The 23887-nt window shown below is 58.2% G+C and carries 19 protein-coding genes and 5 pseudogenes; 12 read left to right on the forward strand and 12 right to left on the reverse strand.

Annotated features, from left to right (window positions below):
* Positions 1-7 precede the first annotated feature (7 nt).
* The 3 genes from KGB23_RS10045 to KGB23_RS10055 all read left to right on the forward strand — a co-directional run bounded on the left by KGB23_RS10045 (position 8) and on the right by KGB23_RS10055 (position 4193).
* Positions 8-1930, forward strand: a complete 1923-nt coding sequence (locus KGB23_RS10045) for a M48 family metallopeptidase (RefSeq protein ID WP_223430921.1) — start codon at positions 8-10, stop codon at positions 1928-1930.
* A 158-nt stretch (positions 1931-2088) separates the two neighbouring features.
* A complete protein-coding gene (locus KGB23_RS10050) occupies positions 2089-3393 on the forward strand; it encodes an MFS transporter (RefSeq protein WP_223430922.1) in 1305 nt (434 codons plus the stop codon).
* Positions 3394-3416: 23 nt separating this feature from the next.
* Positions 3417-4193 carry a substrate-binding domain-containing protein gene (locus tag KGB23_RS10055; protein WP_223430923.1) on the forward strand — a complete coding sequence of 259 codons (777 nt, stop codon included), beginning with the start codon at positions 3417-3419 and terminating at the stop codon, positions 4191-4193.
* Here the strand turns inward: KGB23_RS10055 and KGB23_RS10060 are convergent.
* Positions 4183-5088, reverse strand: coding sequence for a LysR family transcriptional regulator (locus KGB23_RS10060; RefSeq protein ID WP_223430924.1), 906 nt, complete (start codon positions 5086-5088; stop codon positions 4183-4185). The two genes, KGB23_RS10055 and KGB23_RS10060, sit on opposite strands and share 11 nt — an antisense overlap.
* Positions 5089-5382: 294 nt before the next feature.
* Here KGB23_RS10060 and KGB23_RS10065 point away from each other — a divergent pair, with 294 nt between their 5' ends.
* Both KGB23_RS10065 and KGB23_RS10070 read left to right on the forward strand, forming a co-directional pair.
* The gene (locus tag KGB23_RS10065; RefSeq protein WP_223430926.1) at positions 5383-7194 is read left to right on the forward strand and encodes a monovalent cation:proton antiporter-2 (CPA2) family protein; all 1812 of its coding nucleotides are present in this window, start codon (positions 5383-5385) and stop codon (positions 7192-7194) included.
* Positions 7195-7392: 198 nt separating this feature from the next.
* Positions 7393-8496 carry a DNA alkylation repair protein gene (locus KGB23_RS10070; protein ID WP_223430928.1) on the forward strand — a complete coding sequence of 368 codons (1104 nt, stop codon included), beginning with the start codon at positions 7393-7395 and terminating at the stop codon, positions 8494-8496.
* Positions 8497-8530: 34 nt separating this feature from the next.
* Here KGB23_RS10070 and KGB23_RS10075 read toward each other — a convergent pair whose 3' ends face one another.
* Positions 8531-8746, reverse strand: a complete 216-nt coding sequence (locus KGB23_RS10075) for a DUF4287 domain-containing protein (RefSeq protein ID WP_223430929.1) — start codon at positions 8744-8746, stop codon at positions 8531-8533.
* Positions 8747-8822: 76 nt separating this feature from the next.
* Positions 8823-9707 carry a LysR family transcriptional regulator gene (locus KGB23_RS10080; RefSeq protein ID WP_150657463.1) on the reverse strand — a complete coding sequence of 295 codons (885 nt, stop codon included), beginning with the start codon at positions 9705-9707 and terminating at the stop codon, positions 8823-8825.
* A 121-nt stretch (positions 9708-9828) separates the two neighbouring features.
* Here KGB23_RS10080 and KGB23_RS10085 point away from each other — a divergent pair, with 121 nt between their 5' ends.
* The 3 genes and pseudogenes from KGB23_RS10085 to KGB23_RS10095 form a co-directional block, all read left to right on the forward strand.
* The gene (locus tag KGB23_RS10085; protein WP_223430931.1) at positions 9829-11493 is read left to right on the forward strand and encodes a GMC family oxidoreductase; all 1665 of its coding nucleotides are present in this window, start codon (positions 9829-9831) and stop codon (positions 11491-11493) included.
* 510 nt (positions 11494-12003) lie between these two features.
* Positions 12004-12216 (forward strand): annotated as a pseudogene (locus tag KGB23_RS10090) (hypothetical protein); the annotation flags it as partial.
* Positions 12213-12688 (forward strand): annotated as a pseudogene (locus KGB23_RS10095) (DEAD/DEAH box helicase); the annotation flags it as partial. The pseudogenes KGB23_RS10090 and KGB23_RS10095, both read left to right, overlap by 4 nt.
* Here the strand turns inward: KGB23_RS10095 and KGB23_RS10100 are convergent.
* Positions 12654-12992, reverse strand: coding sequence for a hypothetical protein (locus KGB23_RS10100; protein ID WP_411741491.1), 339 nt, complete (start codon positions 12990-12992; stop codon positions 12654-12656). The pseudogene KGB23_RS10095 and the gene KGB23_RS10100 sit on opposite strands and share 35 nt — an antisense overlap.
* A 63-nt stretch (positions 12993-13055) precedes the next feature.
* Here KGB23_RS10100 and KGB23_RS10105 point away from each other — a divergent pair.
* Positions 13056-13832: pseudogene (locus tag KGB23_RS10105) on the forward strand (LysR substrate-binding domain-containing protein); the annotation flags it as partial.
* A 45-nt stretch (positions 13833-13877) separates the two neighbouring features.
* Here KGB23_RS10105 and KGB23_RS10110 read toward each other — a convergent pair.
* The 5 genes and pseudogenes from KGB23_RS10110 to KGB23_RS10130 form a co-directional block, all read right to left on the reverse strand.
* Positions 13878-14168 (reverse strand): annotated as a pseudogene (locus tag KGB23_RS10110) (aminotransferase class IV); the annotation flags it as partial.
* 205 nt (positions 14169-14373) lie between these two features.
* Positions 14374-15708, reverse strand: coding sequence for an MFS transporter (locus KGB23_RS10115; RefSeq protein WP_223430932.1), 1335 nt, complete (start codon positions 15706-15708; stop codon positions 14374-14376).
* Positions 15709-15755: 47 nt separating this feature from the next.
* Positions 15756-15893, reverse strand: a complete 138-nt coding sequence (locus KGB23_RS10120) for a hypothetical protein (RefSeq protein ID WP_223430934.1) — start codon at positions 15891-15893, stop codon at positions 15756-15758.
* A 312-nt stretch (positions 15894-16205) separates the two neighbouring features.
* Positions 16206-17234 carry a LacI family DNA-binding transcriptional regulator gene (locus KGB23_RS10125; RefSeq protein WP_223430936.1) on the reverse strand — a complete coding sequence of 343 codons (1029 nt, stop codon included), beginning with the start codon at positions 17232-17234 and terminating at the stop codon, positions 16206-16208.
* On the reverse strand, positions 17231-17416 hold the full coding sequence (locus KGB23_RS10130) for a hypothetical protein (protein WP_223430938.1): 186 nt from the start codon (positions 17414-17416) through the stop codon (positions 17231-17233). Before KGB23_RS10130 ends, KGB23_RS10125 begins: the two co-directional genes overlap by 4 nt.
* A 609-nt stretch (positions 17417-18025) precedes the next feature.
* Here KGB23_RS10130 and KGB23_RS10135 point away from each other — a divergent pair.
* Positions 18026-18229, forward strand: coding sequence for a hypothetical protein (locus tag KGB23_RS10135; RefSeq protein ID WP_223430939.1), 204 nt, complete (start codon positions 18026-18028; stop codon positions 18227-18229).
* Between the two features lie 209 nt (positions 18230-18438).
* A complete protein-coding gene (locus KGB23_RS10140; RefSeq protein ID WP_223430940.1) occupies positions 18439-19728 on the forward strand; it encodes an MFS transporter in 1290 nt (429 codons plus the stop codon).
* A gap of 529 nt (positions 19729-20257) precedes the next feature.
* Here the strand turns inward: KGB23_RS10140 and KGB23_RS10145 are convergent.
* Positions 20258-20575, reverse strand: a complete 318-nt coding sequence (locus KGB23_RS10145; protein ID WP_223430941.1) for a hypothetical protein — start codon at positions 20573-20575, stop codon at positions 20258-20260.
* A 474-nt stretch (positions 20576-21049) separates the two neighbouring features.
* Here KGB23_RS10145 and KGB23_RS30380 point away from each other — a divergent pair, with 474 nt between their 5' ends.
* The gene (locus tag KGB23_RS30380; protein WP_223430958.1) at positions 21050-21136 is read left to right on the forward strand and encodes a DUF2934 domain-containing protein; all 87 of its coding nucleotides are present in this window, start codon (positions 21050-21052) and stop codon (positions 21134-21136) included.
* Positions 21137-21416: 280 nt separating this feature from the next.
* Here KGB23_RS30380 and KGB23_RS10155 read toward each other — a convergent pair.
* Positions 21417-21777 (reverse strand): annotated as a pseudogene (locus KGB23_RS10155) (histone-like nucleoid-structuring protein, MvaT/MvaU family).
* A gap of 395 nt (positions 21778-22172) precedes the next feature.
* Positions 22173-23798: a methyl-accepting chemotaxis protein gene (locus tag KGB23_RS10160; RefSeq protein WP_223430942.1), complete on the reverse strand. Its 1626-nt coding sequence runs from the start codon at positions 23796-23798 to the stop codon at positions 22173-22175.
* Positions 23799-23887 lie beyond the last annotated feature (89 nt).

Raw genomic sequence — 23887 nt, forward strand, 5'->3', positions numbered from 1 at the left:
CGGACCCATGAATTTTTTTGAACAACAGCGCCAGGCCAAGCGCCGCACAGTGCTGCTCGTGTTGTTGATGACGCTGGCCGTGTTCAGCCTGATCGCCATCACCTGCCTGGCATTGACCCTGCCAATGGAAGAAATCCCCTACGTCCTGCGACAATACCTGACCCTGGACCTGCGGCTCGTCACGGTGGTTTCGGCGGTCGTATTGAGCATTGTGCTGCTGGGCAGTGTGGCGAAATATTCCGAGCTCGCCACAGGCGGTAAAGTGGTCGCCCGGCGCCTCGGGGGCCGCTTGATCAACCACAGTGCACGCACCCTGGAAGAACAGCGGCTGCTTAACGTGGTTGAAGAAATGGCCCTCGCCTCGGGCACCGTTGTGCCGTCGGTGTACCTGCTGCCGGAACCCGGCATCAACGCCTTCGCCGCCGGTTTCACGCCTCAGGATGCCGTCATCGGCGTCACGCAGGGGGCGATCTCGCTGCTCTCTCGTGATGAGTTGCAAGGCGTGATCGCCCACGAGTTCAGCCACATCTACAACGGTGACATGCGCCTCAATACCCGACTGATCGCCATCGTCCACGGGATTCTGGTGCTTAGCCTGACGGGCGGTTTCATTTTGCGCAAACTGGAAAAGGTCGACCAAGTGGCAATCCGCCGCTTGGTGCTGCTGCCTTTCGTCGTGGGCATGGTGCTGTGTGTGGTCGGGTTTGCCGGAAGCTTTTTTGGCAATCTGATCAAGGCATCCGTCAGCCGACAACGAGAGTTCCTGGCCGATGCGACTGCGGTGCAGTTCACCCGAAACCCGCAAAGCATTAGCGGCGCGCTGAAAAAGATCGGCGGGTATGAACAGGGTTCGAACCTCAAATCGCCCGTTGCCGCCGAATTCAGTCACTTGTACTTTGGCGCGGGCGTGTCGACGGCGATAGATGGCATGTTCTCGACCCACCCTGAACTGAGTGAGCGCATCCGGCGCATTGACGCGCATTGGGACGGCAGCTTCCCGATAATCGAAGCACCGGCGCTGGCGGCGATGGACGTCGCAATGGTATTGCCGGTGTCTGACGCCTTCAGTGGTTTGCCCGCTGCCGCCACAGCGGTGCTCTACGACGTCAGCGCAGTGCAGGCGTCGATCGCGATGATCGGTTCCCCACAGCCCGAGCACATCACCGAGGCTCGCCGGTTGCTGGAAGACATTCCGCAGGCGCTCAAACTCGCGGCTCGCAGTACTGACGGCGCCGAGGCCTTGCTCTATGGTCTGGTGTTATCACCTTCCGCGCCGCTGCTGGCGATGCAACTCGAGACGCTGCAGCCACAGGTCGACAGCACGGTGTTCAATACCCTGGACCTGTTGCGCGATTCGCTCTCGACCCTCAACCCCGGGTTGCGTTTACCGCTGCTGGATCTGGCGATACCGAGCCTCAAGCAGCTCGGTAAAAAACCCTTTGCGGCGGTTAAACGTAACTTGAGCCTGTTGATTGAAGCCGATAACGACGTCGATTTGCTGGAGTGGACCCTTCTGCGCATCGTCGAGCGCAACGTCGAAGGCGCGCCCGCCGTTCAATTCAAGTTCGGTTTGTTCCAGTGCGCCGACGAGCTCACCGTACTGCTGAGCACCCTGGCCATCGCGGGCCAGCCAGACCCGAAAGACGCTTTAGCAGCCCTTGAATACGCCTGGGAAGGCCTGCCGTTCGAACGCGGGCACGAACTGCCGAGCGAACTGGAAAACCTCGAAGCGGCACTCAAGCGCCTGCGTCACCTTATGCCTGAGGAAAAACCCGCCCTGTTGAACGCCTTGGTTCGCTGTGTGGAGCATGACGGCAAGGTCACCGTGGCGGAAGCGCAATTGATGCGGGCAATCGCAGACCTGCTGGACTGCCCCATGCCGCCTGTGCTGTTTGCGCAACACGATATCGCGCCAACGACTACAAATTGATTCGCAGGGCTGCGCATTCGCATTGATCCGCTTCACGCATTAATACATGCCAACAATGCAATTAACATATCGATCACCCTGCTCCACTATCCGCCCCAATAAGAACCGTGCGCCGCGTCCAGGCGGTGCACGTCATAAAAGCGGTGGAGTACACGTCTATGACAGCATCAACCCAACGGCCCGCGACTTCCGGTCGCTCCCGGGCCAGTGCGATTTTCCGGGTTACCTCGGGCAACTTCCTCGAACAATTCGACTTCTTCCTTTTCGGCTTTTACGCCACGCAGATTGCTGCCGTGTTCTTCCCGGCCAGCAGCGAGTTCGCCTCGCTGATGATGACCTTCGCGGTGTTCGGCGCAGGCTTTCTGATGCGACCGTTGGGCGCCGTAGTGCTGGGTGCTTACATCGATGATGTGGGCCGGCGCAAAGGGTTGATCGTCACCCTGTCGATCATGGCCAGCGGCACGATTTTGATTGTGCTGGTGCCCGGCTATGAAACCATCGGGCTGTTCGCCCCGGCCATCGTGTTGATCGGCCGCTTGCTGCAAGGCTTCTCGGCCGGCGCAGAAATGGGTGGCGTCTCGGTGTACCTCTCGGAGATCGCCACGCCCGGCAACAAAGGCTTTTTCACCAGTTGGCAGTCGGCCAGCCAGCAAGTGGCGATCATTGTCGCGGCGGCGTTGGGCTATGGCCTGAACCAATGGATGGCGCCGGCGATGATTGCCGACTGGGGCTGGCGGATTCCGTTTTTCGTCGGCTGCATGATCGTGCCGTTCATTTTCTTCCTGCGCCGCAACCTTGAGGAAACCGAAGCGTTCGCCGCCCGCAAACACCGCCCGAGCATGGGCGATGTGTTCCGCACGTTGGCGCAGAACTGGGTGATCGTGTTCGCCGGAATGATGATGGTCGCCCTGACCACCACCGCGTTTTACCTGATCACCGTGTACGCACCGACCTTCGGCAAAACCGTGCTGCACCTGAGCACGTCTGATGCGCTGCTGGTGACCTTGCTGGTAGGCGTTTCGAACTTCTTCTGGCTGCCGATTGGCGGTGCACTGTCGGACCGCATCGGCCGTCGCCCGGTGCTGATCGCCATGGCCCTGCTGACATTGGCCACGGCCTATCCGGCGCTGACGTATCTGGTGCAGGCGCCGAGTTTCATCAACATGCTGTTGGTGCTGCTGTGGTTGTCGTTCATTTACGGTTTGTACAACGGCGCAATGATCGCCGCGCTGACGGAAATCATGCCGGTCGAAGTTCGGGTTGCCGGTTTCTCCCTGGCTTATAGCCTGGCCACGGCGGTGTTCGGCGGTTTCACCCCGGCGATGTCGACCTTCCTGATCCAGTACACCGGCGACAAGGCTGCGCCCGGTTACTGGATGAGTTTTGCCGCGTTCTGTGCCCTGTGCGCGACGCTGTATCTCTATCGCCGTTCGACCGGTCGCTTGCAACCGGCGATGTCTTGAGCCCCCCTTTCGAGAAAATGACCATGAAAAAGCTATTCAGTTTTGCAGCCCTTGCACTGGTGGCCGCCCTCGGTCTGAGCAGCGTCGCCCAGGCCGAAGAGATCCGCGTGATGACCTCCGGCGGTTTCACCGCGGCCTACAAAATTCTCGGCCCGAAATTCGCTGCCTCCACCGGAAACACACTGGACACCGCCCTCGGCCCTTCGATGGGCAAGGCGCCGGAAGCGATCCCCAATCGTCTGGCTCGCGGTGAAAAAGCCGACGTGGTGATCATGGTTGGCTACGCCCTCGATGACCTGATCAAGCAAGGCAAAGTCGACCCAGCCTCACGGGTCGAACTGGCTGACTCGCGGATCGGCCTGGTGGTACGTGAAGGCGCGCCGAAGCCGGACATCAGCTCAGTCGACGGCCTGAAAAAGACCTTGCTCGACGCGAAGTCCGTGGCCTATTCCGACAGCGCCAGTGGCGTGTACATCGAGGAACAACTGTTCAAACGACTGGGCATCGAAGACCAGCTCAAACCCAAATCGACGATGGTTGCGAAAATCCCGGTGGGCTCGGTGGTTGCCACCGGAGACTATCAACTGGGCTTTCAGCAGGTCAGCGAGTTGCTGCCAGTGCCGGGCGTGAGTTTTGTGGCGAAGATTCCAGAGTCGGTACAGTCAGTGACGCGTTTCGCTGCCGGCATTCCAGTCGGTGCGCAACACCCGGCGCAAGCCAAGGCATTGCTCGATTACCTGGCCTCCTCCGCCGCTCAGCCAGATGTGAAAGCCACCGGGCTGGACTCTGTCAGTCGCTGACCTGGATTTTCATTTCCACCACCAGACGTTCCAGTTCCAATGCCGCCGGGGTCAAGGTACGACCCCGGCGCTTGATCAAGCCGACACTGCGCATCACCTGCGGTGAGGTCAGCGGCACCCGTGTCAGGATCGGGTGATCCGCCGCCGGCATCGCCATCAACGGCACCGCTGCCACACCCAACCCCGCTTCGACCAAACCAATCATCGTCGTCACATGCCGGGTTTCGCAGATGCTCGGCCGCTGCGGCACGATGCCCGTGAGCGCCTGATCCAGCAGAAAGCGATTGCCGGAGGTCTTGTCCAGCGAGATGTAGTCCTGCTGATAAAACTCATCCCACGTCACGCTGCTGCGCCCGGCCAACGGATGATCGCGCCTGCACGCCACCACATAACCTTCCTGTACCAGCGGCTCGAACTCCACTTCCGCCTCCAGTGTGCCCATGAAGCTCAGGCCGAAATCCGCCTCGCCGTTGACCACCGCACTGAGTACCTCATGGGCGCTGGAGTCGAGCACCTTGACCTTGATCCGTGGAAACTGCCGGTGGTAGTGGGCGATCACTCGCGGCATGAAGTAGTAAGCCGCCGAAGGCACGCAGGCCACGGTGACGTGGCCGAGGCGGGTCGAGGCGACTTCGCTGATGCCCAATAACGCCACATCCAGGTCGTCCAGCAGACGCTCGACGCTCGGCATAAAACCGCGTCCGGCCTGGGTCAGGCTGACCTTGCGTGTGGTGCGTTCGAACAACCTCACACCGAGGGCGTCTTCGAGTTTTTCGATGCGCCGGCTCAGCGCCGGTTGGGAAATGCGCACCGCGTCGGCCGCCTTGCGAAAGCTGCCCTGCTCCACCACGGCGCGAAACGCTTGCAAGTCGTTCAGGTCGAAATTGATGGCCATGGTGCGCACTCGGGAACGGGAAAGATTGATCAGCTTATCCTATGAATGTAACCAATTGATGCAGCATGTAACGAAATCTATTTCTCCTGATGCACCGCCTTCGCGAGCAAGCCCGCTCCCACATTTGATCAGCGTCGCCCACGAGTTCCATGCTCGCTGGAGATCCACTGTGGGAGCGGGCTTGCTCGCGAAGGCGGTGGATCAGGCAACATCGTTGTATGTCATGGCTGACGCATGAAGCATCACCCTTTATCCTTGTCCCCCCCGCCGTACCGAGTTAATGGAGTTTTTGTCATGCCCCATGAAGGCAACCTGTTGCAAGCCGCTGTCGTGTTTCTGTTCGCGGCCGTGCTCACCGTTCCCTTGGCCAAGCGCCTGCAACTGGGGGCGGTGCTGGGTTATCTGTTTGCCGGCGTGATCATCGGCCCGTCGGTGCTGGGCTTGATTGGCAATCCGCAAAGCGTCAGCCACATTTCCGAACTCGGGGTGGTGTTGCTGCTGTTCATCATTGGCCTTGAACTGTCGCCGCGACGTTTGTGGGTGATGCGCAAATCGGTGTTCGGCGTCGGCCTGGCGCAAGTGCTGCTGACGGGCTCGGTGATTGGTGTGCTGGCGTTGTTCGTGTTCGGCCAACCGTTGAACAGCGCGATCGTGCTGGGCTTGGGCCTGGCGCTGTCGTCCACGGCGTTCGGTTTGCAAAGCCTGGCCGAGCGCAAGGAACTGACCAGCCCCCATGGGCGCTTGGCGTTCGCGATTCTGTTGTTCCAGGACATCGCCGCTATCCCGTTGATCGCCATGGTGCCGTTGCTGGCGGGCGGCGATCACACCAGCAGCGCTGGCGAAGGCGTCAATCACGGCTTGCGCGTACTGGGCAGCATCGCGGTGGTGGTGATCGGTGGCCGGTATCTGCTGCGCCCAGTGTTCCGGGTGGTGGCCAAGACCGGTTTGCCGGAAGTCTCGACCGCCACCGCGTTGCTGGTGGTGATTGGCACGGCGTGGCTGATGGACCTGGTCGGCGTGTCCATGGCACTGGGGGCGTTCCTCGCCGGGTTGTTGCTGGCGGACTCCGAATACCGTCACGAACTGGAAGCGCAAATCGAGCCGTTCAAGGGATTGCTGCTGGGGCTGTTTTTCATCAGTGTCGGCATGGGCGCCAACCTGAGTCTGCTCCTGAGCGCGCCGATCACGGTGCTGGGCCTGACCTTGTTGCTGATCGCAATCAAACTGCCGCTGCTGTTTGTCGTCGGGCGGTTGGCCGGTGGCTTGGGCAAGGTCAGTGCGATTCGCCTCGGCATCGTACTCGCGGCCGGTGGTGAATTTGCGTTTGTGGTGTTCAAGATCGGCCGCGACCAGGGGCTGTTCGAACCGCACCTGTACGACTTGCTGGTGCTGACCATCACCTTGTCCATGGCGGTGACGCCGCTGCTGTTGCTGGTGTGCGCTCGACTGGTCAGCCCCAGGGTTCAACCGGTGGTGGTGCCGGAGAAATTCCGCGCGATCGATACCGACACGCCACGCGTGGTGATCGCCGGCATGGGCCGTATGGGGCAGATCGTTGCGCGGATTTTGCGCGCGCAGAACATCAAGTTCGTCGCCCTCGACACCTCGGTGGAAACCATCGAACTGTCGCGCAGCTTTGGCGGCGTGCCGGTGTTCTACGGCGACCCGATGCGCCCGGAGATCCTCAGTGCGGCCAAGGTCGAGCAGGCGGAATACTTTGTCATCGCCACCGACGACCCGGACACCAACATCAAGACCGCCGAACTGGTGCACAAACTCTATCCGCACATCAAAATCATCGCCCGGGCCCGTAACCGTCAGCATGTGCATAGGCTGGTGGACCTTGGCGCCGAGGCCATTCGGGAAACCTATTATTCGAGTCTGGAAATGAGCCGGCGCACGCTGGTTGGCCTCGGTTTGACCCAAGCCCAGGCCGATGCGCGAATCAAGCGTTTCAAGCATCACGACGAGCAGGTGCTGGAGGCCCAGCATGCGATTTATGACGATGCGGCGAAGGTATTGCAGACGGCGCAGGAAGCCCGGGTGGAACTGGCGAGATTGTTTGAGTCGGATCAGTTGGGGGAACAGGAATCGGGTAAGGCTTGAGAATCACCCCTCACCCTAACCCTCTCCCCAGGGGGGCGAGGGGACTGACCGAGTTGTTCTTAAGAGCTACATCGACCTGAGATATCAAGTCGAACTCAGGATTTGAAAGCAATGGAGATCGGCTCCCTTTCCCCCTCTCCCCCGTGGGGAGAGGGGGTGGATCTAACTGACACACAACCATTCGAGCAAACCCATCCCATGACCACCACCAACCAACCCGCCCCCGCCCTAAAAGAAATCTTCAACGCCGACCGCCTCAAGCACATCGCCACCGAGATGACCGCCGTCTACCCAGCGTTCAACACCAAGGCCTTCCTGAAACTGGCCAACGACGGGCTAGCCAAATTATCAATCATGCAGCGCATGGCCCGGGTCAGCGAATGCCTGCACGCGGTCCTGCCGTTGAGCTATGAAGAGACGCTTGAAGTGCTGCGCGCCCTCGCTCCGCGGCTGAACAGCGGCTTCGTCAGCATCTCATTACCGCATTACGTCGCGACCTACGGCGCACATGCCTTCGAACAGTCCATGGAGGCGCTGAAATACTTCACCACCTTCGGCTCCGCGGAGTTCGCGATCCGCCATTACCTGCGCAGCGACATCGAACGCTCACTGGCGGTCATGCACGAGTGGTCCCTGGACGAAAACGAGCATGTCCGCCGCCTGGCCAGTGAAGGCAGCCGACCGCGCCTGCCGTGGTCGTTTCGGCTGGAACAGATTCAGGCTGACCCGACATTGGCGGCCGCGATCCTCGACAACCTCAAGGCCGACGACAGCCTCTACGTGCGCAAGTCCGTGGCCAACCACCTCAACGACATCACCAAGGATCATCCCGAATGGGTGCTGGACTTGATCGAAGGCTGGTCGCTGGACAACAAACACACCGCGTGGATCGCCAAACACGCCCTGCGCAGCCTGATCAAACAGGGCAACCAACGCGCATTGGCGATCATTGGCGCGGGTGGCAAGCCTGAGGTCGAGATCATCGATGTGAAGGTGGAACCGGCGGTGATTCGCCTGGGTGAAAAAATCACCCTGTCCTTCGCCGTGAAATCCACGGTCCAGGACAGTCAGCGACTGGTGATCGACTACGCCATCGATTACGTCAAAGCCAATGGCAGCACGTCGGCGAAGGTGTTCAAGCTCAAGGCGCTGACGCTTTCCGGTAACGCTACCGAGACCATTGCCCGTAGCCAGCAGATCAAGGAACTCACCACCCGCAAACACTACGTGGGCAAACACGCCGTGCACGTGCTGGTGAATGGGGAGCGCCTGGCCAGCACCTCATTCGAAATCCTCGCCTGAAACACGCTCCCCTGTAGGAGCACTTACAGGTGGCTCACGTTTTAGCGCTCGCTAAATAATGCGCAACCAACGCATTCGCATGGCCATGCCCCATACCATGTTCAGTCTTCAGCCACGCCACCATTTCCATATGCTTCTTACCGCTCACTGTTCCCAGTAGATCCAGCCAGTGACTGATTGGCTGCCCGTACTTTTTCTCGATTGACGGGAAGTACGACGCCGGGCCTTTCACTTTTGTATCTTCGGTCATGCTGCAAGCTCCCTTTATCGCGACGGAGTGTCGGATAACGCTCCTTGTCGTCATCCAATAGACTGGACGACAAACCTTATCCCAGCAACAACCCCTGCTCCGCCTCACACAACCCCACCACGTAATCCCACAACACCCGCAACCGCACCGACTTGTGCAGCTCACGCCGCGTGCTGATCCAGTAGCTGCGCTGGATGCTTTCATCCGGCAACAACGGCACCAGGCCGGGATCGGCGCTGGCCATGTAACAAGGCAGCACGGCGATCCCCAGCCCGGAACGAGCGGCCTGTTGTTGGGCGATGACGCTGGTGCTGTGAAACACCACCTGCGGATTGCGGCAGAAGCTGTTGAGGAACATCAGTTCCTGGCTGAACAGCAAGTCATCGACATAGCCGATCCAGGCGTGGCGACCGAGGTCTTCGCGGCTGCGCAGCGGTGGCGAACGATCCAGATACTCCTGGCTGGCGTACAGCGCCAATCGATAGTCAGTCAGTTTGCGCGTGACCAGCATGTCGGCGGCCGGACGCTCCAGGTGGATGCTGATCTCGGCTTCGCGGTTGAGGATGCTGACGAAGCGCGGCACCGCCACCAGTTCCACTTCCAGCCCCGGATAACGTTCGAACAGCCCGTTCATGCGGCTGGCGAGGAACATGATGCCCAGCCCTTCGGTCACGCCGACGCGGATCTTGCCCAGCGGCGCCGTGGACTGAGTAATTTCTTCCTGCGCCAGCAACGCGACGTTTTCCATGGCTTCGGCATGTTTGAGCAACGCTTCGCCCGCCGGGGTCAACTCATAACCCTGGGCGTGCTGAACAAACAGCGCAGTACCGAGGCTCTTTTCGATGGCCTCGATGTGCCGGGCCACGGTGGCGTGGGTGGTGTTCAAACGGCGGGCAGCGGTGAGCAGACGCCCGCTGCGCTGCAACTCGAGAAAAAACCGCAGGTCATTCCAGTCGAACATGAACCGTCCTTGAGGTGGGGCTGTTTAAAAACGCACAGCGGCTGCGCAAAAACTAACATTCTTTTGACGAAAGCTAACAACTAGGATGACCGACAACAAGAACAACAAATTGAGGTCACGGATGCAGACTTCCCTGGATGAATACGACTACATCGTGGTCGGGGCCGGGCCGGCCGGTTGTTTGCTGGCCAATCGGTTGTCGGCCGACCCGCAGAATCGCGTGTTGCTGCTCGAAGCCGGCGGCCGCGACAACTATGCGTGGATTCACATCCCCGTGGGTTACCTGTTCTGCATCGGCAACCCGCGCACCGACTGGTGCTTCAAGACCGAAGCGCAACCCGGCCTGCAAGGCCGCGCCCTGAGTTATCCACGTGGCAAGGTGCTCGGCGGCTGCTCCTCGATCAACGGCATGATCTACATGCGCGGCCAGGCCGGCGACTATGACGGCTGGGCCGCTGATGGCAATCCCGGCTGGAGCTGGAACGACGTGCTGCCATTGTTCAAAAAGAGCGAAAACCACTTTGCTGGCGACTCGGAATTCCACGGTGCCGCCGGAGAATGGCGGATCGAACGTCAGCGGCTGTCATGGCCGATTCTCGATGCCTTCCGCAGCGCCGCCGAGCAAAGCGGCATCGCCAGCATCGATGACTTCAACCAGGGCGACAACGAAGGCTGTGGCTACTTCCAGGTCAACCAGAAGGCCGGGATTCGCTGGAACGCGGCCAAGGCGTTTCTCAAACCGATCCGCAACCGGCCCAATCTCACCGTGCTGACCGATGTCGAAGTGGATCGAGTGCTGCTGGAAAATGGCCGTGCATCAGCGGTCAGTGCGCGTTGGCAGGGTCAGGCGAAAACCTTCAAGGCGCGCAAAGAGATTGTGCTGTGCGCCGGGTCCGTCGGCTCACCGAGCATCCTGCAACGTTCCGGGATCGGCCCTCGCCCGCTGCTGCAACGATTGGGAATCGGCGTTGCCCATGAGCTGCCCGGCGTGGGTGGCAATCTGCAGGATCACCTGCAGCTGCGGCTGATCTACAAACTGGAAAACGCCCGCACCCTTAACCAGATCGCCGGCAGCCTGTGGGGCAAGATGGGCATGGGCCTGCGTTACCTGTATGACCGCAGCGGCCCGCTGTCCATGGCGCCGAGCCAACTCGGGGCCTTCGCCCGTTCGGGACCGGAGCAGACATCGGCGAATCTCGAGTACCACGTTCAGCCACTGTCACTGGAGCGTTTCGGCGAGCCGTTGCATGCGTTCCCCGCCTTCACGGCGTCGGTGTGCGATCTGCGCCCGCAAAGCCGTGGTCGCGTCGAGATTCGCTCCACCGATCCGCAGGAAGCGCCACTGATTCAACCCAACTACTTGAGCCATCCGGAAGACTTGCGGGTGGCAGCGGATGCCATTCGCCTGACCCGGCGCATCGTCGCCGCACCGGCTCTGCAAGCGTTTAATCCAGTGGAGTACTTGCCCGGCGACAGCTTGCAGAGCGAAGAACAATTGCACGAAGCCGCCGCCCGCATCGGCACCACCATCTTCCATCCGGCCGGCACCTGCCGCATGGGCAACGACGCGGACGCCGTGGTCGATGCGCAACTCAAAGTCCACGGCATCCCGGGGCTGCGCATCGCCGACGCCTCGATCATGCCGCGCATCACCTCGGGCAACACCTGCTCGCCTACGCTGATGATTGCCGAAAAGGCAGCACAACTGATCCTTAACCCTTCGACAGTAGACCTATCCCCTGTGGGAGCGGGCTTGCTCGCGAAGGCGGCTTTACATTCAACATAGAGGTCGACTGACCCACCGCTTTCGTCGGAACGCCGCCCGGAGCAAGCCCGCTCCCACAGGGGATTTGTATTTGATTCACGGACATTGAGCTTTAACCCTGCAAGGAACACGCAACACCAGTGGAACAAAAAAAACAATCACTGTGAGGGATACCGATATGTCAGAACATGTTCAGCCTCTGGAAGCCGTGCGTAGCGCCGTAGTTTTTCACGATTCTTTGAACTTTTTTCATTATTAATTGAATTTGGAGCACCTCTCGATACGTTGGGCCGGTCTGGAACTCATCTGACAAAAGCCGGGCCTGCATCGAAGCCATTTTTGTTGAACTGTCGTATTGGAGCGACGCCATGCGGTTTTACACGGATTGGGAGTTGTCATCAGCAGAGAAAAGACGATCCCAATCCCGAGCGGCCAAAGTCTTGCACGCAGCTTCCAATCCTCCGGAACAGCGACGTGAGACCGCTTGCATGTCCTTGCGTGTACCCAGTGCAGCCAGGGGCAGGTTTAATCGAGCACTTGGAATCCATACTCAAAGAGATTCGGCTCGACTTCCTTTCCTCAATGGGAGAGGCGGAGCGCTATAAACAGTTGCTCGACGAAATGCCGCATCTGAAAGACCAAGTCGAAGATGAGTATATTGAGGCTCGAGACCAAAGTTCCCGTCTTCTAGGACATCTCCGAGCGGTGGAAAAGACGCTCAAGACAGTCATGTCCGCACGATGAAAGCATCGCCGAGAAAATGGCAGAGCCAATGCATTGAAATTGCGCTGGAGCACTACACCGCAATGCCGCATTTCTTCTGTCAAGCCACTCCAGGGGCTGGGAAGACGCGAATGGCCGCAGAGCTGGCTCGACAGCTGTTGGAGCAGGAAAAGATTGATCTCGTGCTCTGTTTTGCTCCGTCATGCCAAGTCGTTGACGGCTTTCGCTCGACATTCTCCACTGTATTGGGGAGGCGCTTGGATGGACTTATCGGTGCCGTTGGAACTGCAAGTACCTATCAAGCGATGGAACATCAGGATGAAGCCTTCTGGAGGCTTTTCGATGACTACCGTGTGTTTGCGGTATTCGACGAGATCCATCATTGTTCAGGTTATGATCCGCTTTTGAGCAACGCTTGGGGGCAGCAAATTCTTTTGAAAATGCAGGACCGGGCTGCTTTACCCTGGCTTTGTCGGGTACTCCATGGCGCTCATGACCTGCTGTGCGTCTGGGGTTCTGGTGGTCACGACTTGAAAGCTTTCGCCCTTGTCCTTTAGCGCCAACGCAATTTGGTGAGCATGCTCGATATTCGTAGCAACAACCAAGCCCGCAGCATTCGGTTTGTGCATTCGCACTTCATCGAGTTTCTTGCTTCCCAAGTCAAGCAACTGGTTCAGCGCGTCTTCATGACAAACCAGGTCCTCATATGAGACCGGAGATTCGCGCAATAGCTTAGCAATGCTGGAAAACAGTTTGACGGTGCTATCGATCGCAGAATTTTCTTTGAGACTCAGCATCTGGTTATCTAGCAGAACGATGCGAGGTGACCGGCAAACCCCGTCGAAAATGGCTGTGTCAACCTCGGCGTGCTGCTTTTCGAGCGCCGGACGCGACAGTCGGTGCTGACTCCCGCGGGCCAGACCTTCTATGAACAGGTCAGCGCAGCTCTCACGCAAATCGCCAATGCCGCAATGGCACTCACCCAGCGTGCCTCGTTGCGTAAAGTGAAAATCAATGTCCACCCATCCTTCGCCGTGCGCTGGCTGATTCCCCCGGCTGCCGAATTTCATGGTGCTGGCCCCGGAAATTCAGCCCGAAGTGGTCACCAGTACTCAGGCGCCTGATCAGTCCCGTGAAGTGTTCGACATCGTCATTCGCCGCGGTCAGGCCGGCTGGTCTGCGAATGTGCCCGCGCACGTGTTGCTTGAAGATGAAATCCTGATGGTCGCGGCACCGTCGCTGATCCGGAGCTTGCCCCTGGACGACGTCAACGCCTTGAGCCGACACAACCTACTGGCAGGCAAGACCAGAAGCTCAGACTGGCAACAATGGGCCAAACATTTCGCGATAGCGCGGCGGCCGACTCAGGCGACGCTGCGATTCGATCACATGCATCTGGTGCTTCAGGCTGCCATGGATGGACTTTGGCGTTGCTTTGTGTCCTGCTTCGCTGCTGGGAAAAGACCTGTCGAGCGGGCGCCTGATCTGCCCGTTGTCCGACCTGCGCCTTCCATTACTACGGCGTCTCGCAGGAGGCGGTGCCGGACACTCAGCTCTTTATTGACTGGATGTTCGCCCAGATAGACCGGGAAGCGAAATGCTCGTTTCCTTCGAAAAAAAAACCCATCCACCGCTGAAGCGATGGATGGGCTATGTGCCACTTGGGGCCAGGCCACGTCAAATCAGACCTTGACGATCCAGCCTGCTGGCGCTTCGACGTCGCCGGTCGGTACACCAGTCAGCTCTTTGTAGAGCTTCTGGGTGATCGGGCCGACTTCGGTTTCGCTGTGGAACACGTGCAGCTTGCCGTTGTAGCTGATGCCACCGATCGGGGTGATCACTGCGGCAGTACCGCAAGCACCGGCTTCCTTGAAGTCGGACAGCTTGTCGATGAACACGTCACCTTCGATGACTTCCAGGCCCAGACGTGTTTTGGCCAGCTCGATCAACGACAGACGGGTGATGCCCGGCACGTCGATGTTGGCCTTCATCAGCGTGACCGCCTCAGGCGGCTTCGGCCGCGGCGCGCCGAAGCGCGCCTGCAAGGCAAAACGCCGGAGCTCGGCGTGGCCGCGGATGCGGTCGACGCAGAGCAACTCCGGGGTCTGCGACCTGCCACGGCTGGCCCAGCGGCTCCAGCGCGGCCGCCGGTGGCGCGTCGGCCACCTCGGCCCCCGATTACGGCTGCGATGGGGGTTTGATTTTGACGAACAGGACGGCCACGGCCGCGCACAGCAACAGCGCGCCCGCCAGTCGGATGACGTTTTCCGGGTGGCCGCCGAGCCAGGTGTGATAGTACAGCGGCAGCGTGAAGATCTGGATGATCATCGGGATGACGATGAACATGTTGAAGATGCCCATGTAGACGCCGGTGCGTGCCGGCGGAATGCTGCCGGCGAGCATGACGTAAGGGTTGCCCATGATGCTGGCCCACGCCAGGCCGATGCCGACCATCGGGATGAACATCAACGCCTGGCTGTGGATCAGCGGGATGCAGAGCATGCTCACGCCGGCAAGCACCAGGCAGACGCTGTGCATATTCTTGGGGCCGTAGCGGCGGGTGAACGGCACCAGGGCGAAGGCGCCGACGAAGGCGATGAAATTGTAAAAGGCGCCGAGCTGGCCGTTGAGCAGGCCGGCGTCGCGGAAGCCTTGCGAGGTCGAGTCGCCGGTGCCGTACATGCTCGATGCCAACGAGAGCATGATGTATTGCCAGTAGCAGAACATGGCGTACCACTGGAACAGTTTGACCCAGGCCAGTTGTTTCATGGTGTCCGGCATTTCGCGCACCGCCAGGGCGATGTCGGCCAGGGTGTTGCGCCAGCCCGGTGGCCGGGAGGTGATCTCCACAAGCTCCAGGGCGCTCAAGGGGTACTCGGGCGTGGTCTTGAGAGTCCACAGCACAGTGGTGATCGAAAATACCGCACCGACCAGGAAAGCGGCGATGACGATGTGCGGGATGTGGCTGCCGTTGACGGCGTCCTTGTCCATCCCCATCAGCACCAGTAGCGTCGGCGCCAGGTAGGCCAGCGTCTGCCCCAGCCCGGTGAAGGCGCTCTGCATCAGGAAGCCGAGCGAGTGCTGCGATTTGTCGAGCTTGTCGCTGACGAAGGCGCGGTACGGTTCCATCGTGACGTTGTTGGAGGCGTCGAGTATCCACAGCAGGCTGGCGGCCATCCATAGCGTCGGGCTGAACGGCATGGCCAGCAGGCCCAGGCTGCACAGAATGGCGCCAATGAGGAAATACGGCGTGCGCCGCCCCCAGCGGGTGACGGTGCGGTCGCTCATCGCGCCGATCATCGGCTGCACCAGCAGCCCCGTCAGCGGCCCGGCCAGCCACAGATACGGCAGGCTCGCCTCGTCGGCGCCGAGGTATGCGTAGATCGGGCTCATGCTGCTTTGCTGCAGCCCAAAGCTGAACTGGATGCCGAAGAATCCCATGTTCATGTTGACGATCTGCCAGAACGTTAGTCGCACTTTGCGCTGTGCCGGCGTTTGTAAGTTTTTAGTCATATTAGTCTCATATTTATTTTTGTTGACTTGATGCCGCCGCGCCACGGTTACATGGCCAGCTCCAACCAAAGCATCGCCCACGGCTGCAAGGTGACGCTGCCGCTGCACATCTCGCCGCTTAGGCGATCGGTCCAGTTGCCCGAATCGAGCTGGTAGCGCACGTCGGTGCCGCCGACATTATTCATTAAAAATAAATATGTGCAATCGATTGCACATGTAAATTTAAAAAAGATTTTTCGTTGTTTTTATACAAATATTTGGGGAGTTTATCTAACTAAAACATGTAGTTGCGGCAAGACTGCGCGCTGATTTATGTTGCATAGCGCGGCATAAATATTTGATGTTTTTCTGAATTCAATACGATCGTTTGGAGGCACTTGAAAAACGGCAGCAAAGAGCTGGGGTCAGATTTTAAGGTCCGACCCCGGATTCACGCTTCTGGTTTAGGTGGCGTCGCCGGCGGTTTGGCTGGCACTGATGCCGCTGTCGCCGGCCGTTCAGCTGGTGGCGCGCACCACCAGCTCGGTGGCCAGCTGGCGCGAGGGGACGGCTTCGCCGTCGAGCAGCGCCAGCAGCGCCTCCACCAGCGCCCGCCCGGCCGCGTGGACCGGCTGGCGCACGGTGCTCAGCGGCGGGTGGAAGTAGCTCGACAGTTCAATGTCGTCGTAGCCGACCACGGCCACGTCTTCGGGCACGCGCCTGCCGCGCTGGCGCAGCGCGTTGATGGTGGTCATGGCCAGCAAGTCGCTGCAGACGAACACCGCGTCGAAAGGCACGCCGCGGCGCAGCAGTTCGTCGACCGCCTCGGCGCCGCCCTGCGGCAGGAACGACACTGGCACGCGCAGCCGCTCGTCGCTGGCCATGCCGGCCGCGGCCAGCGCCTCGCGGTAACCCCGGTGGCGCTGCTCCACCTCGGGCAAATGGGTGTCGCCGAAGAACGCGATGCCGCGGCGGCCGCGCCCGAGTAGGTGCTCGGTCGCCAGCCGACCGCCGGCGGCGTTGTCGCCGCCTATGGTGCAGTACAACTGCTGCGGCAGTTGCGCGCCCCAGACGACGATGGGCACGCGCCGCGCCGCCAGCTCGTTGAGCTGCTCGTGGTGGCGCCACTGGCCGATCAGGATGACGCCGATGACGCGGCCGCTGTCGAAGGGCCGGGCGGCGGCGTCCAGCGTTTCGGCGTCGACCCGCGACAGCAGCATGTCAAAGCCCTGCTCGGTGAGGGCGTCGGCCAGGCTGCCCAGCATGCTCAAAAAGAAGGGGTCGGACAGGTGCTGGGGCGTGCGCGAGTCGTACGGCACCACCACGCCGACGGTGCGATTCTGCTTCAGGCGCAAGTTTTGCGCGCCGATGTTGATCGAATACTTGAGCGAGCTCGCCAGTTCCAGGATGCGCTGGCGCGTCTTGTCGTTGATCAGCTTGCTGCCGCTGAGGGCGCGCGAGACGGTCGAGGTGGAGACGCCGGCAATGCGCGCGATGTCGGCCATTTGCAGGCGCTGCTGGGCTTTGTCGTTGGGGGTTTTGCTCATGCGTGCTTTCCGATAAAAAACGCCGCCTGGAAGCCGGGCGGCGCGTCGTTTTCCACTAAGGCCGCGTCAAAAAACAACTTGGCCGTTTTTGCTGACCGCAACCGGCGCGCTGCCGCGTTCCCAATCGCTTGCAGTGCTCGCACTGCGGCGCGCCTGGTGCCCTGCATCGAGGGGATCGCCATGTGGCGATCCGTTGCGCAGGCACGGGCCAGACCCCGTGAAACCCCTGCTCCACTCCGTTGTTGTCCGCCAAAACGTCCCATTTTTTTAACGCGTCCTAATTGTCCAGTGGCGCGGCGTTTACTGTGGCACGGTGTCCTTGAACGAGGCGCGCTCAGCCAGCTTATCGTACAGCTTGGCCAGGTTCGGGTGGGCGCCGCTTGTAGTGGCTTGGTGCGCGGATCCATCTTAACCCTGCTCGGTGCTGAATTTTTCAATGTTTTCACGATCATTTTGAGTATCGTTAATAGTGCGTTTTTGATAGTCAGCGATTCACTACTTGCTCACCCGAGAACTGCCAATACTTTTATCCCGCCATATCAATTCCAGTTGACTGAACACCGCCTCTTGGCCCGAACTTAAAGGTAGAGCTTTCAGGGACACGTCCGCACTACGTAAGGTAACGGACGCCTGCGAGACCTGCGTTGACCGTCTCGTTTGGGTCGATTTCAGCCGGTCAACACAGGCAGAAAACGGCCAAAAGTAGTCGCCCGTGGTCACTGCTCCCGGTATGGCGCTGCCTCGTCCGGCCGCAGAAAGATCGGCACACGCCACCCTACATCGCGTAATGAGTGCTGGATCTGGTTCTGAACACCCAGCAGCGTGGCAAAGATGGCCATGCGTACGGCAATACCATCATCCGTCTGTTTGAAGATGGATACCGGCATACTTATCATCGGGGCTCAACCGTTCAGTGGGGTGAAGAGGCGGGTATTTCACCAAATCTGGAGGTGTTTTTCAGAGTTTCCTTAGAAAAAACACCAATCTGCCTTTGACGAACAATACGGAAGGCGTTACGTTGAATCTAATGAACGCACTTTTCGTCACCACCACGACAACCACCACGACCGCCATCGGCGGGCCGCGGGGAGGTTGTGCGCTCTAAACACTTGCCATAATTTAACCGAAAAGCCCCGCCGGAAACGGACGGGGCTTTTTTGTGCTCTTCGTCCTTCCGGTCCATAAATACATCAGGGAGAGAAGGATGGACGATTTTGATCACCGCGCATTGGGAAATAAACTCGATTTGCAAAGCGTTCGGTCTGCGAGTGACGCCAGGCAATCAATGAAGGTTCGCCGGGCTTCGCCGCTTTTTGATCGATTGACGGGGGGAGTCGGCTTAGCAACAACGGTCCTGCTCTTTCTGCAGTTTCTCGTTAATCTCTCGGTGTTCGGGTCTTTTCCGCTGCTGGCTGCCTTTCTGAGCATCGAGCGAGGTTTGAGCGCCAGCGATGTCGCGAGCGTACTCACCGTGAGCCTGCTGTCGAGTCGGTTGTTGCCACTTATTCTAGGATCCGCTACCGACCAATTCAATAGCAGAGTACTGGCTTCGTTGGGTTTGGTGTGCCGTGCTATGGGATTCATCGGTTTGGGCCATGTTCTCGATTTCCCCGCGTTGGCCGCATGTGCTTTCTTGAGTGGATTCGGCGCAGCCCTCTATGAAACGACCGCGCACTCCGTGTTCGGCACCCTCAAAACAGACATTCGTTCGCGTGTATTCGTCTTGAATAATCTTGTACTTAACCTGGGTGCGCTGGTCGGGCCAACACTGCTGTTCTTACTGCCTGCCCATAGCGGCGCTTTTCCATTTGAGGTGAGCGGTTATATTTTCGCTGCGTTGGCTTTGGTGGCACCGTTCGCGGCTGTACGAACGCGCGTGAATGAAAGACCGAGCTGTGTTGCCTCTGTGCTTTTTGATGCTTTCCACGACAGGCAATTTCGAAGACTCTGCATCGCACTTATCCCGTTCTGGACTGTGTACACGCAAATTTATGTCTTCATCCCGCTGACTTTCGCTCAGGGAGTGTCTGGGTATAACGGTGTGCGACCGTTCTACATCGCGAACGCTTTGTTCGGTGTCTTAACCGCGCTTCTGGGAATGCGATGGTTTCAACGCACGAAGTGGCAATCTCTGATGTCAATCGGTCATCTCGCGCTGCTCGCCTGTTTTGCACTGGCAGCGCTTATTTTCCTACGTGAATGGAACTCACAGCAGTCTCTGGTGATCCTCGTCGTCATAGCTTTAGTTTTCACGTTCGGTGAAAGCCTCATCTTACCCGCGTCGAACATCGCTCTCGCTGAACTGACGACCGAGAGCAATGTTGGAAGCTATTTCGGCGCGTCAGCAGTCTCTTGGGCAATAGGCGGAGCATTGGGGAACTATCTGGGGAGTATGGGCGCACGATGGACGCCGATCAGCATGGGTTGGCTCGTCTTCGCCTTTGTCAGCATGATCGGGTTGCTTTGTTTCAAGAGGCTTGAGCATGCCCAATAGAGTGTGTGTAGAGGTCAACAAATTCCGGACACCTTGATAGGTGAGGTCGACACCATCGCCCGCTCGTAAACGGTCGGTGGCAGGTATCCCAGTTTCGAGTGCAGCCGTTCGTTGTTGTGCTTCGTTAGCGCTCTGCAATTCGGCTTGTAGAAGTTCGTCAAAATGTCTGCAGTTTGCTAAATCTATCAACCCATCAGAATTAACGAGTCGCTTCAATTCACCCAATTCATTTGCTGGTCATCGACTAGCAAAAGGATGACGGTGTCGTTTGAGGCCTCGTAAAACTCCTGAAGCTGCAACCCATTCATGCTGCGCACCGCCCTATTGCCAAACCAAGGAAAAAAGCCTGGATTCTTTGCTTCTCTGTTCAAAAATACGAAAGACAAATAATAGGAAGCCAGTATCTGTTTTTTTGCCATCTTTCGAACCGCATTGATTCCGCGTGTAGATCAAAGGTCAGGGGCCTTCCTTAAGCTGCATTCAACTCTACAAAATTTAGATGTGGATGGGATTCCAGACAAGAGGATTACTAGATTGCTTTGATCGAGATCAGCTCAAAATACTTAAATCTTTTCTTCTTTGCTTCAGCCTTTGCTTCCTGTTCCGCGATAAGACTACTAAGCGTGTTCGCCTCGTAGACGAACGTGTCCGCTTTGCCCTCGAACTCTGTCGTAACACGCAGTGTCACCCTCAGTTTGGGTGACCGAGAGGTGGCAACCTTGCGAGGTTTTGACACGTGTTGCGAGTCTGCTGTGATGAGCGAATCCTGAATCGTTGGAATTGTCTCATTGCTGCCCAAACCAAAAAGCGCTTGGCGCATTTCTTCCTCGCTAAGATTTTCTTTCATTGAGAAGCCTCGTTGCACCTTCGATAATTGACCAGTTTTTCAAATTTTTAAAAAAAGCACTGGCGTCCAAGCTTAAAGACAATGACCCAGACCTTCCACTCATTGTCGATAACGTGTCACAAAAGGCCTTATACGTACTCTTCACTGCCTGCTTTGGGTGTGAAAACGCCAGTGTTTGTCTAACCTTTGATCGTCTAGATCGTATCGGGGGCGATCATGAAGCGATTCATTGAGGGTGAGGCTCGGACGCGAGTCACGTCGCTGCCTGAGTGCTGAACCGGCCGGTAATATACGTCCGAGTAGAACTCAACATGAGCATATTGAAACCTTTCCTACGATGGAATGAGAGTCAAACGATCATGAGCGAAAACGAATGCAGGACAGTCAAATGCCAGGAAACCGCGGATCAAACTGGCGACGTCATCGTTGATCTGGTGATCACGTTTTGTACTGGGAAAACGGCAGGAATTTGAAATGGACGAACAAAAAATACGAGAAGCGGCATATCGGCTTTGGGAAAAGCAAGGCAAACCGCAAGGACAAGCATTGGTTCATTGCTGAATAATTAGTGACCGAAGAAAACCTCCAATAATGCACCCACACAGATGATGCCAAGTAGTAAACGAACTAACTCGTCTGTAGGGAATTCCACCTCGGGTAGTAAAGTAAAAAACGAGAACGTACGCTGAAACCATGGTTCATGTGAGAGGACGATAATGGAATCTCGCCCATCGATGTGTGCATCGTCGAGATCGCGCTATCGTCGCGCAGAAACCTTGCTTTCATAAAACCCGTACAGCAAAAAGGGCCCCGCAGAGCCCCTCTGTACTCAAATCAAAAATCACTTGGTCAGCCAAGACTCTACGGTGTCAGAGCCGTACTCAGCTTTCCACTCCTTCAATGTTTTGTGGTTGCCACGGTTTCAATCATCTCGCCGGTATGCGGATTTTTGTAGACCTTCACCTGGCGTGGCTTACGCGTGCCCGATTGGACTGGGCAGTGGGAGCACGACGACCGGCTTGTGGATCAAGCATGTTGATTACGTCTTTCAGGCTGTAGCCGTACTTGGCAAGCAAGTTGCGCAGCTTCTTTTCGAAATCGATTTCTTTTTGAAGGCCAGCATCGCCTTTCAGAGCTTCGAGGGCTTGGAGTTGTTCGGCGAGATGTTTTTCCAGTTGGCGAAATTCTGCAAGTTTGGACATGGGAAATCTCTATGTGATAAGTCTCGTAACGTTACACCAAAAACATTGATTTGTATGAAGTATGCGTATTTAGCGTTGTTCAGCAAATCACACATCCATGGCTTCGCACAGGCGCAAACGTTGCTGCGACGGCGCCGACTCTTAGACTGGCTTGTCAAGCCTAGGCCAGTCAAATACCCCCAAAAAAAACTGGAGGGCTTAACTGACTGGGAATTAGCCCAAAGTGGAATACAGCACACGTTTAATAGATTAAGTATCACTGCCGGAAGCTTACACAAATGATGAGAGTTTTTGGTCTTTACATTGCCCCGAGCAAGTCTATGACCAAATATGGGGCTCGATGTCTTCCAACATGGCAGCTCAGCAAGCAGCCGATCTAACCCCCAACGGCCCGACTAGGCGCTAAGGCGTGCCGTCACTTCATTTAACTGCCCCGACAAGCCATGCAGATTGTGGCTGGCTGCCTCGGTGCGCTGCACGTGGTCCAGGTTGGTACTGGCGATGCTGGTGATTTCGGTGAGGTTGCGCGAGATGTCTTCGGCCACCGAGGTCTGCTCTTCGGCGGCGGTGGCGATCTGGCGGTTCATGTCGCGAATGGCTTCCACGGCATGGGTGATGCGCTCGAGCATGGCGCCAGCCTGAGTCACCTGTTCGACACTTTCTTCGCTGCGCGACTGGCCGCTTTCGATAGCCTGAGCCGCGTCCACTGCGCCGGTTTGCACGGTTTGAATGATCTGGTTGATCTCGATGATCGATGCCGCTGTGCGCTGGGCCAGGCTGCGTACTTCATCGGCGACCACCGCAAAACCACGCCCGGCTTCACCGGCGCGGGCCGCTTCGATTGCGGCGTTGAGCGCCAGCAGATTGGTCTGTTCAGCGATGCCCCGAATCACTTCCAGCACTTTACCGATGCGTCCGCTGTCGGCTTCCAGACGACGGATGACCGTGGCGGTGTTGGCAATTTCGCCACGCATTTGGGTGATGGTGTGAATAGTGCCCTGCATGACCTTTTCGCCCTGCTGGGCGGACTGGTCGGCATCATCGGCCGCACGTGCCGCGTCGGCGGCGTGGCGCGCGACTTCTTGCGCAGTGGCGGACATTTCGTTCATCGCCGTGGCCACCTGATCGGTACGGCTGAACTGCTCGTTGGTGCCGCTGGCCATGAGGCCGGCAATCGAATTCAGCTCGCCGCTGGCGGTGTTCAGATCCGTCGCACTGCGCTGCAAACGATTGAAGGTTTCGGCGAGGAAATCGCGCAAGGTGTTGGCGGCCTTGGCCAGGTTGCCCAACTCATCCTGACGGGTACTGGCCACGCGTTCGGCAAAGCGGCCCTGGCTGAGTTGTGCCACATAGTCGATCAGTTTACGGATCGGCTCCACCAGGTTGCGGTTGACCAGCCACAGGCTCAACAGGCCAATCAGCAGACCCGACACCAACATCACGATGATCCCCAGCAACACCGTTTCATCAGCACTGGCGCTGATCAGCTTCGATTGCTCCATGCCCTGCTTGCGCAGTTCGCTGACCAATTCATTCATCTGTTCGCTGGCCGCACGGTCCACGCCCTTGACCGCGTTATCGCCGGCCGCGGGGTCGGCCCCGGCAGCGACGTAGGCATCACGGCCCTTCTGATAGGCCGCACCTAATACACGATGCTCTTCACGCAGGCGTTCGATGCGAGTTTTGAGTTGCGGCTCGATGCCCTTCTGCCCGGCCAGTTCACCGAGGATGCCCTGCACGTCGCGTTGGCGCTCCTCGAACTGCTTCCAGTACTTGTCCAGGTTCGCAGGTTCCTTGCCGCGCAGCAGCACGTTTTTCCACTCCTGAACCTGCACCTTGAATTGCAGGTTGGCTTCATCGATCAATTGCGACGTGTGCAACGGACCTTCGATCAGGTTCACGTAGCTCTGAACGCCGCTGGACAGAAAGTGAAAGCAGGCCAAAGCGATCAGCAACATCGCCAACAGGCTGCCGCTCAACAGGGCGAGAATTTGTGCTCTCAGGGATTTTTGCAAAAACATCGAGTGATATCTCATGACAGGGATAAGGCACGCCTGGTTGGGCGTGAATGGATGTTTGGGCCGCGGACGCGGCCCAAACGGCATTACGA

The sequence above is a fragment of the Pseudomonas sp. GL-B-26 genome (genome assembly GCF_019947405.1).
In the GTDB taxonomy this organism is placed as follows: Bacteria; Pseudomonadota; Gammaproteobacteria; order Pseudomonadales; family Pseudomonadaceae; genus Aquipseudomonas.

Excerpts from the sequence above, each read along its gene's own strand:
- KGB23_RS10045 (WP_223430921.1), top strand. The coding sequence starts at position 8 with ATGAATTTTTTTGAACAACAGCGCCAGGCCAAGCGCCGCACAGTGCTG.
- KGB23_RS10050 (WP_223430922.1), top strand. The coding sequence starts at position 2,089 with ATGACAGCATCAACCCAACGGCCCGCGACTTCCGGTCGCTCCCGGGCC.
- KGB23_RS10055 (WP_223430923.1), top strand. The coding sequence starts at position 3,417 with ATGAAAAAGCTATTCAGTTTTGCAGCCCTTGCACTGGTGGCCGCCCTC.
- KGB23_RS10060 (WP_223430924.1), bottom strand. The coding sequence starts at position 5,088 with ATGGCCATCAATTTCGACCTGAACGACTTGCAAGCGTTTCGCGCCGTG.
- KGB23_RS10065 (WP_223430926.1), top strand. The coding sequence starts at position 5,383 with ATGCCCCATGAAGGCAACCTGTTGCAAGCCGCTGTCGTGTTTCTGTTC.
- KGB23_RS10070 (WP_223430928.1), top strand. The coding sequence starts at position 7,393 with ATGACCACCACCAACCAACCCGCCCCCGCCCTAAAAGAAATCTTCAAC.
- KGB23_RS10075 (WP_223430929.1), bottom strand. The coding sequence starts at position 8,746 with ATGACCGAAGATACAAAAGTGAAAGGCCCGGCGTCGTACTTCCCGTCA.
- KGB23_RS10080 (WP_150657463.1), bottom strand. The coding sequence starts at position 9,707 with ATGTTCGACTGGAATGACCTGCGGTTTTTTCTCGAGTTGCAGCGCAGC.
- KGB23_RS10085 (WP_223430931.1), top strand. The coding sequence starts at position 9,829 with ATGCAGACTTCCCTGGATGAATACGACTACATCGTGGTCGGGGCCGGG.
- KGB23_RS10100 (WP_411741491.1), bottom strand. The coding sequence starts at position 12,992 with ATGCTGAGTCTCAAAGAAAATTCTGCGATCGATAGCACCGTCAAACTG.
- KGB23_RS10115 (WP_223430932.1), bottom strand. The coding sequence starts at position 15,708 with ATGACTAAAAACTTACAAACGCCGGCACAGCGCAAAGTGCGACTAACG.
- KGB23_RS10120 (WP_223430934.1), bottom strand. The coding sequence starts at position 15,893 with ATGAATAATGTCGGCGGCACCGACGTGCGCTACCAGCTCGATTCGGGC.
- KGB23_RS10125 (WP_223430936.1), bottom strand. The coding sequence starts at position 17,234 with ATGAGCAAAACCCCCAACGACAAAGCCCAGCAGCGCCTGCAAATGGCC.
- KGB23_RS10130 (WP_223430938.1), bottom strand. The coding sequence starts at position 17,416 with ATGGCGATCCCCTCGATGCAGGGCACCAGGCGCGCCGCAGTGCGAGCA.
- KGB23_RS10140 (WP_223430940.1), top strand. The coding sequence starts at position 18,439 with ATGGACGATTTTGATCACCGCGCATTGGGAAATAAACTCGATTTGCAA.
- KGB23_RS10145 (WP_223430941.1), bottom strand. The coding sequence starts at position 20,575 with ATGAAAGAAAATCTTAGCGAGGAAGAAATGCGCCAAGCGCTTTTTGGT.
- KGB23_RS30380 (WP_223430958.1), top strand. The coding sequence starts at position 21,050 with ATGGACGAACAAAAAATACGAGAAGCGGCATATCGGCTTTGGGAAAAG.
- KGB23_RS10160 (WP_223430942.1), bottom strand. The coding sequence starts at position 23,798 with ATGTTTTTGCAAAAATCCCTGAGAGCACAAATTCTCGCCCTGTTGAGC.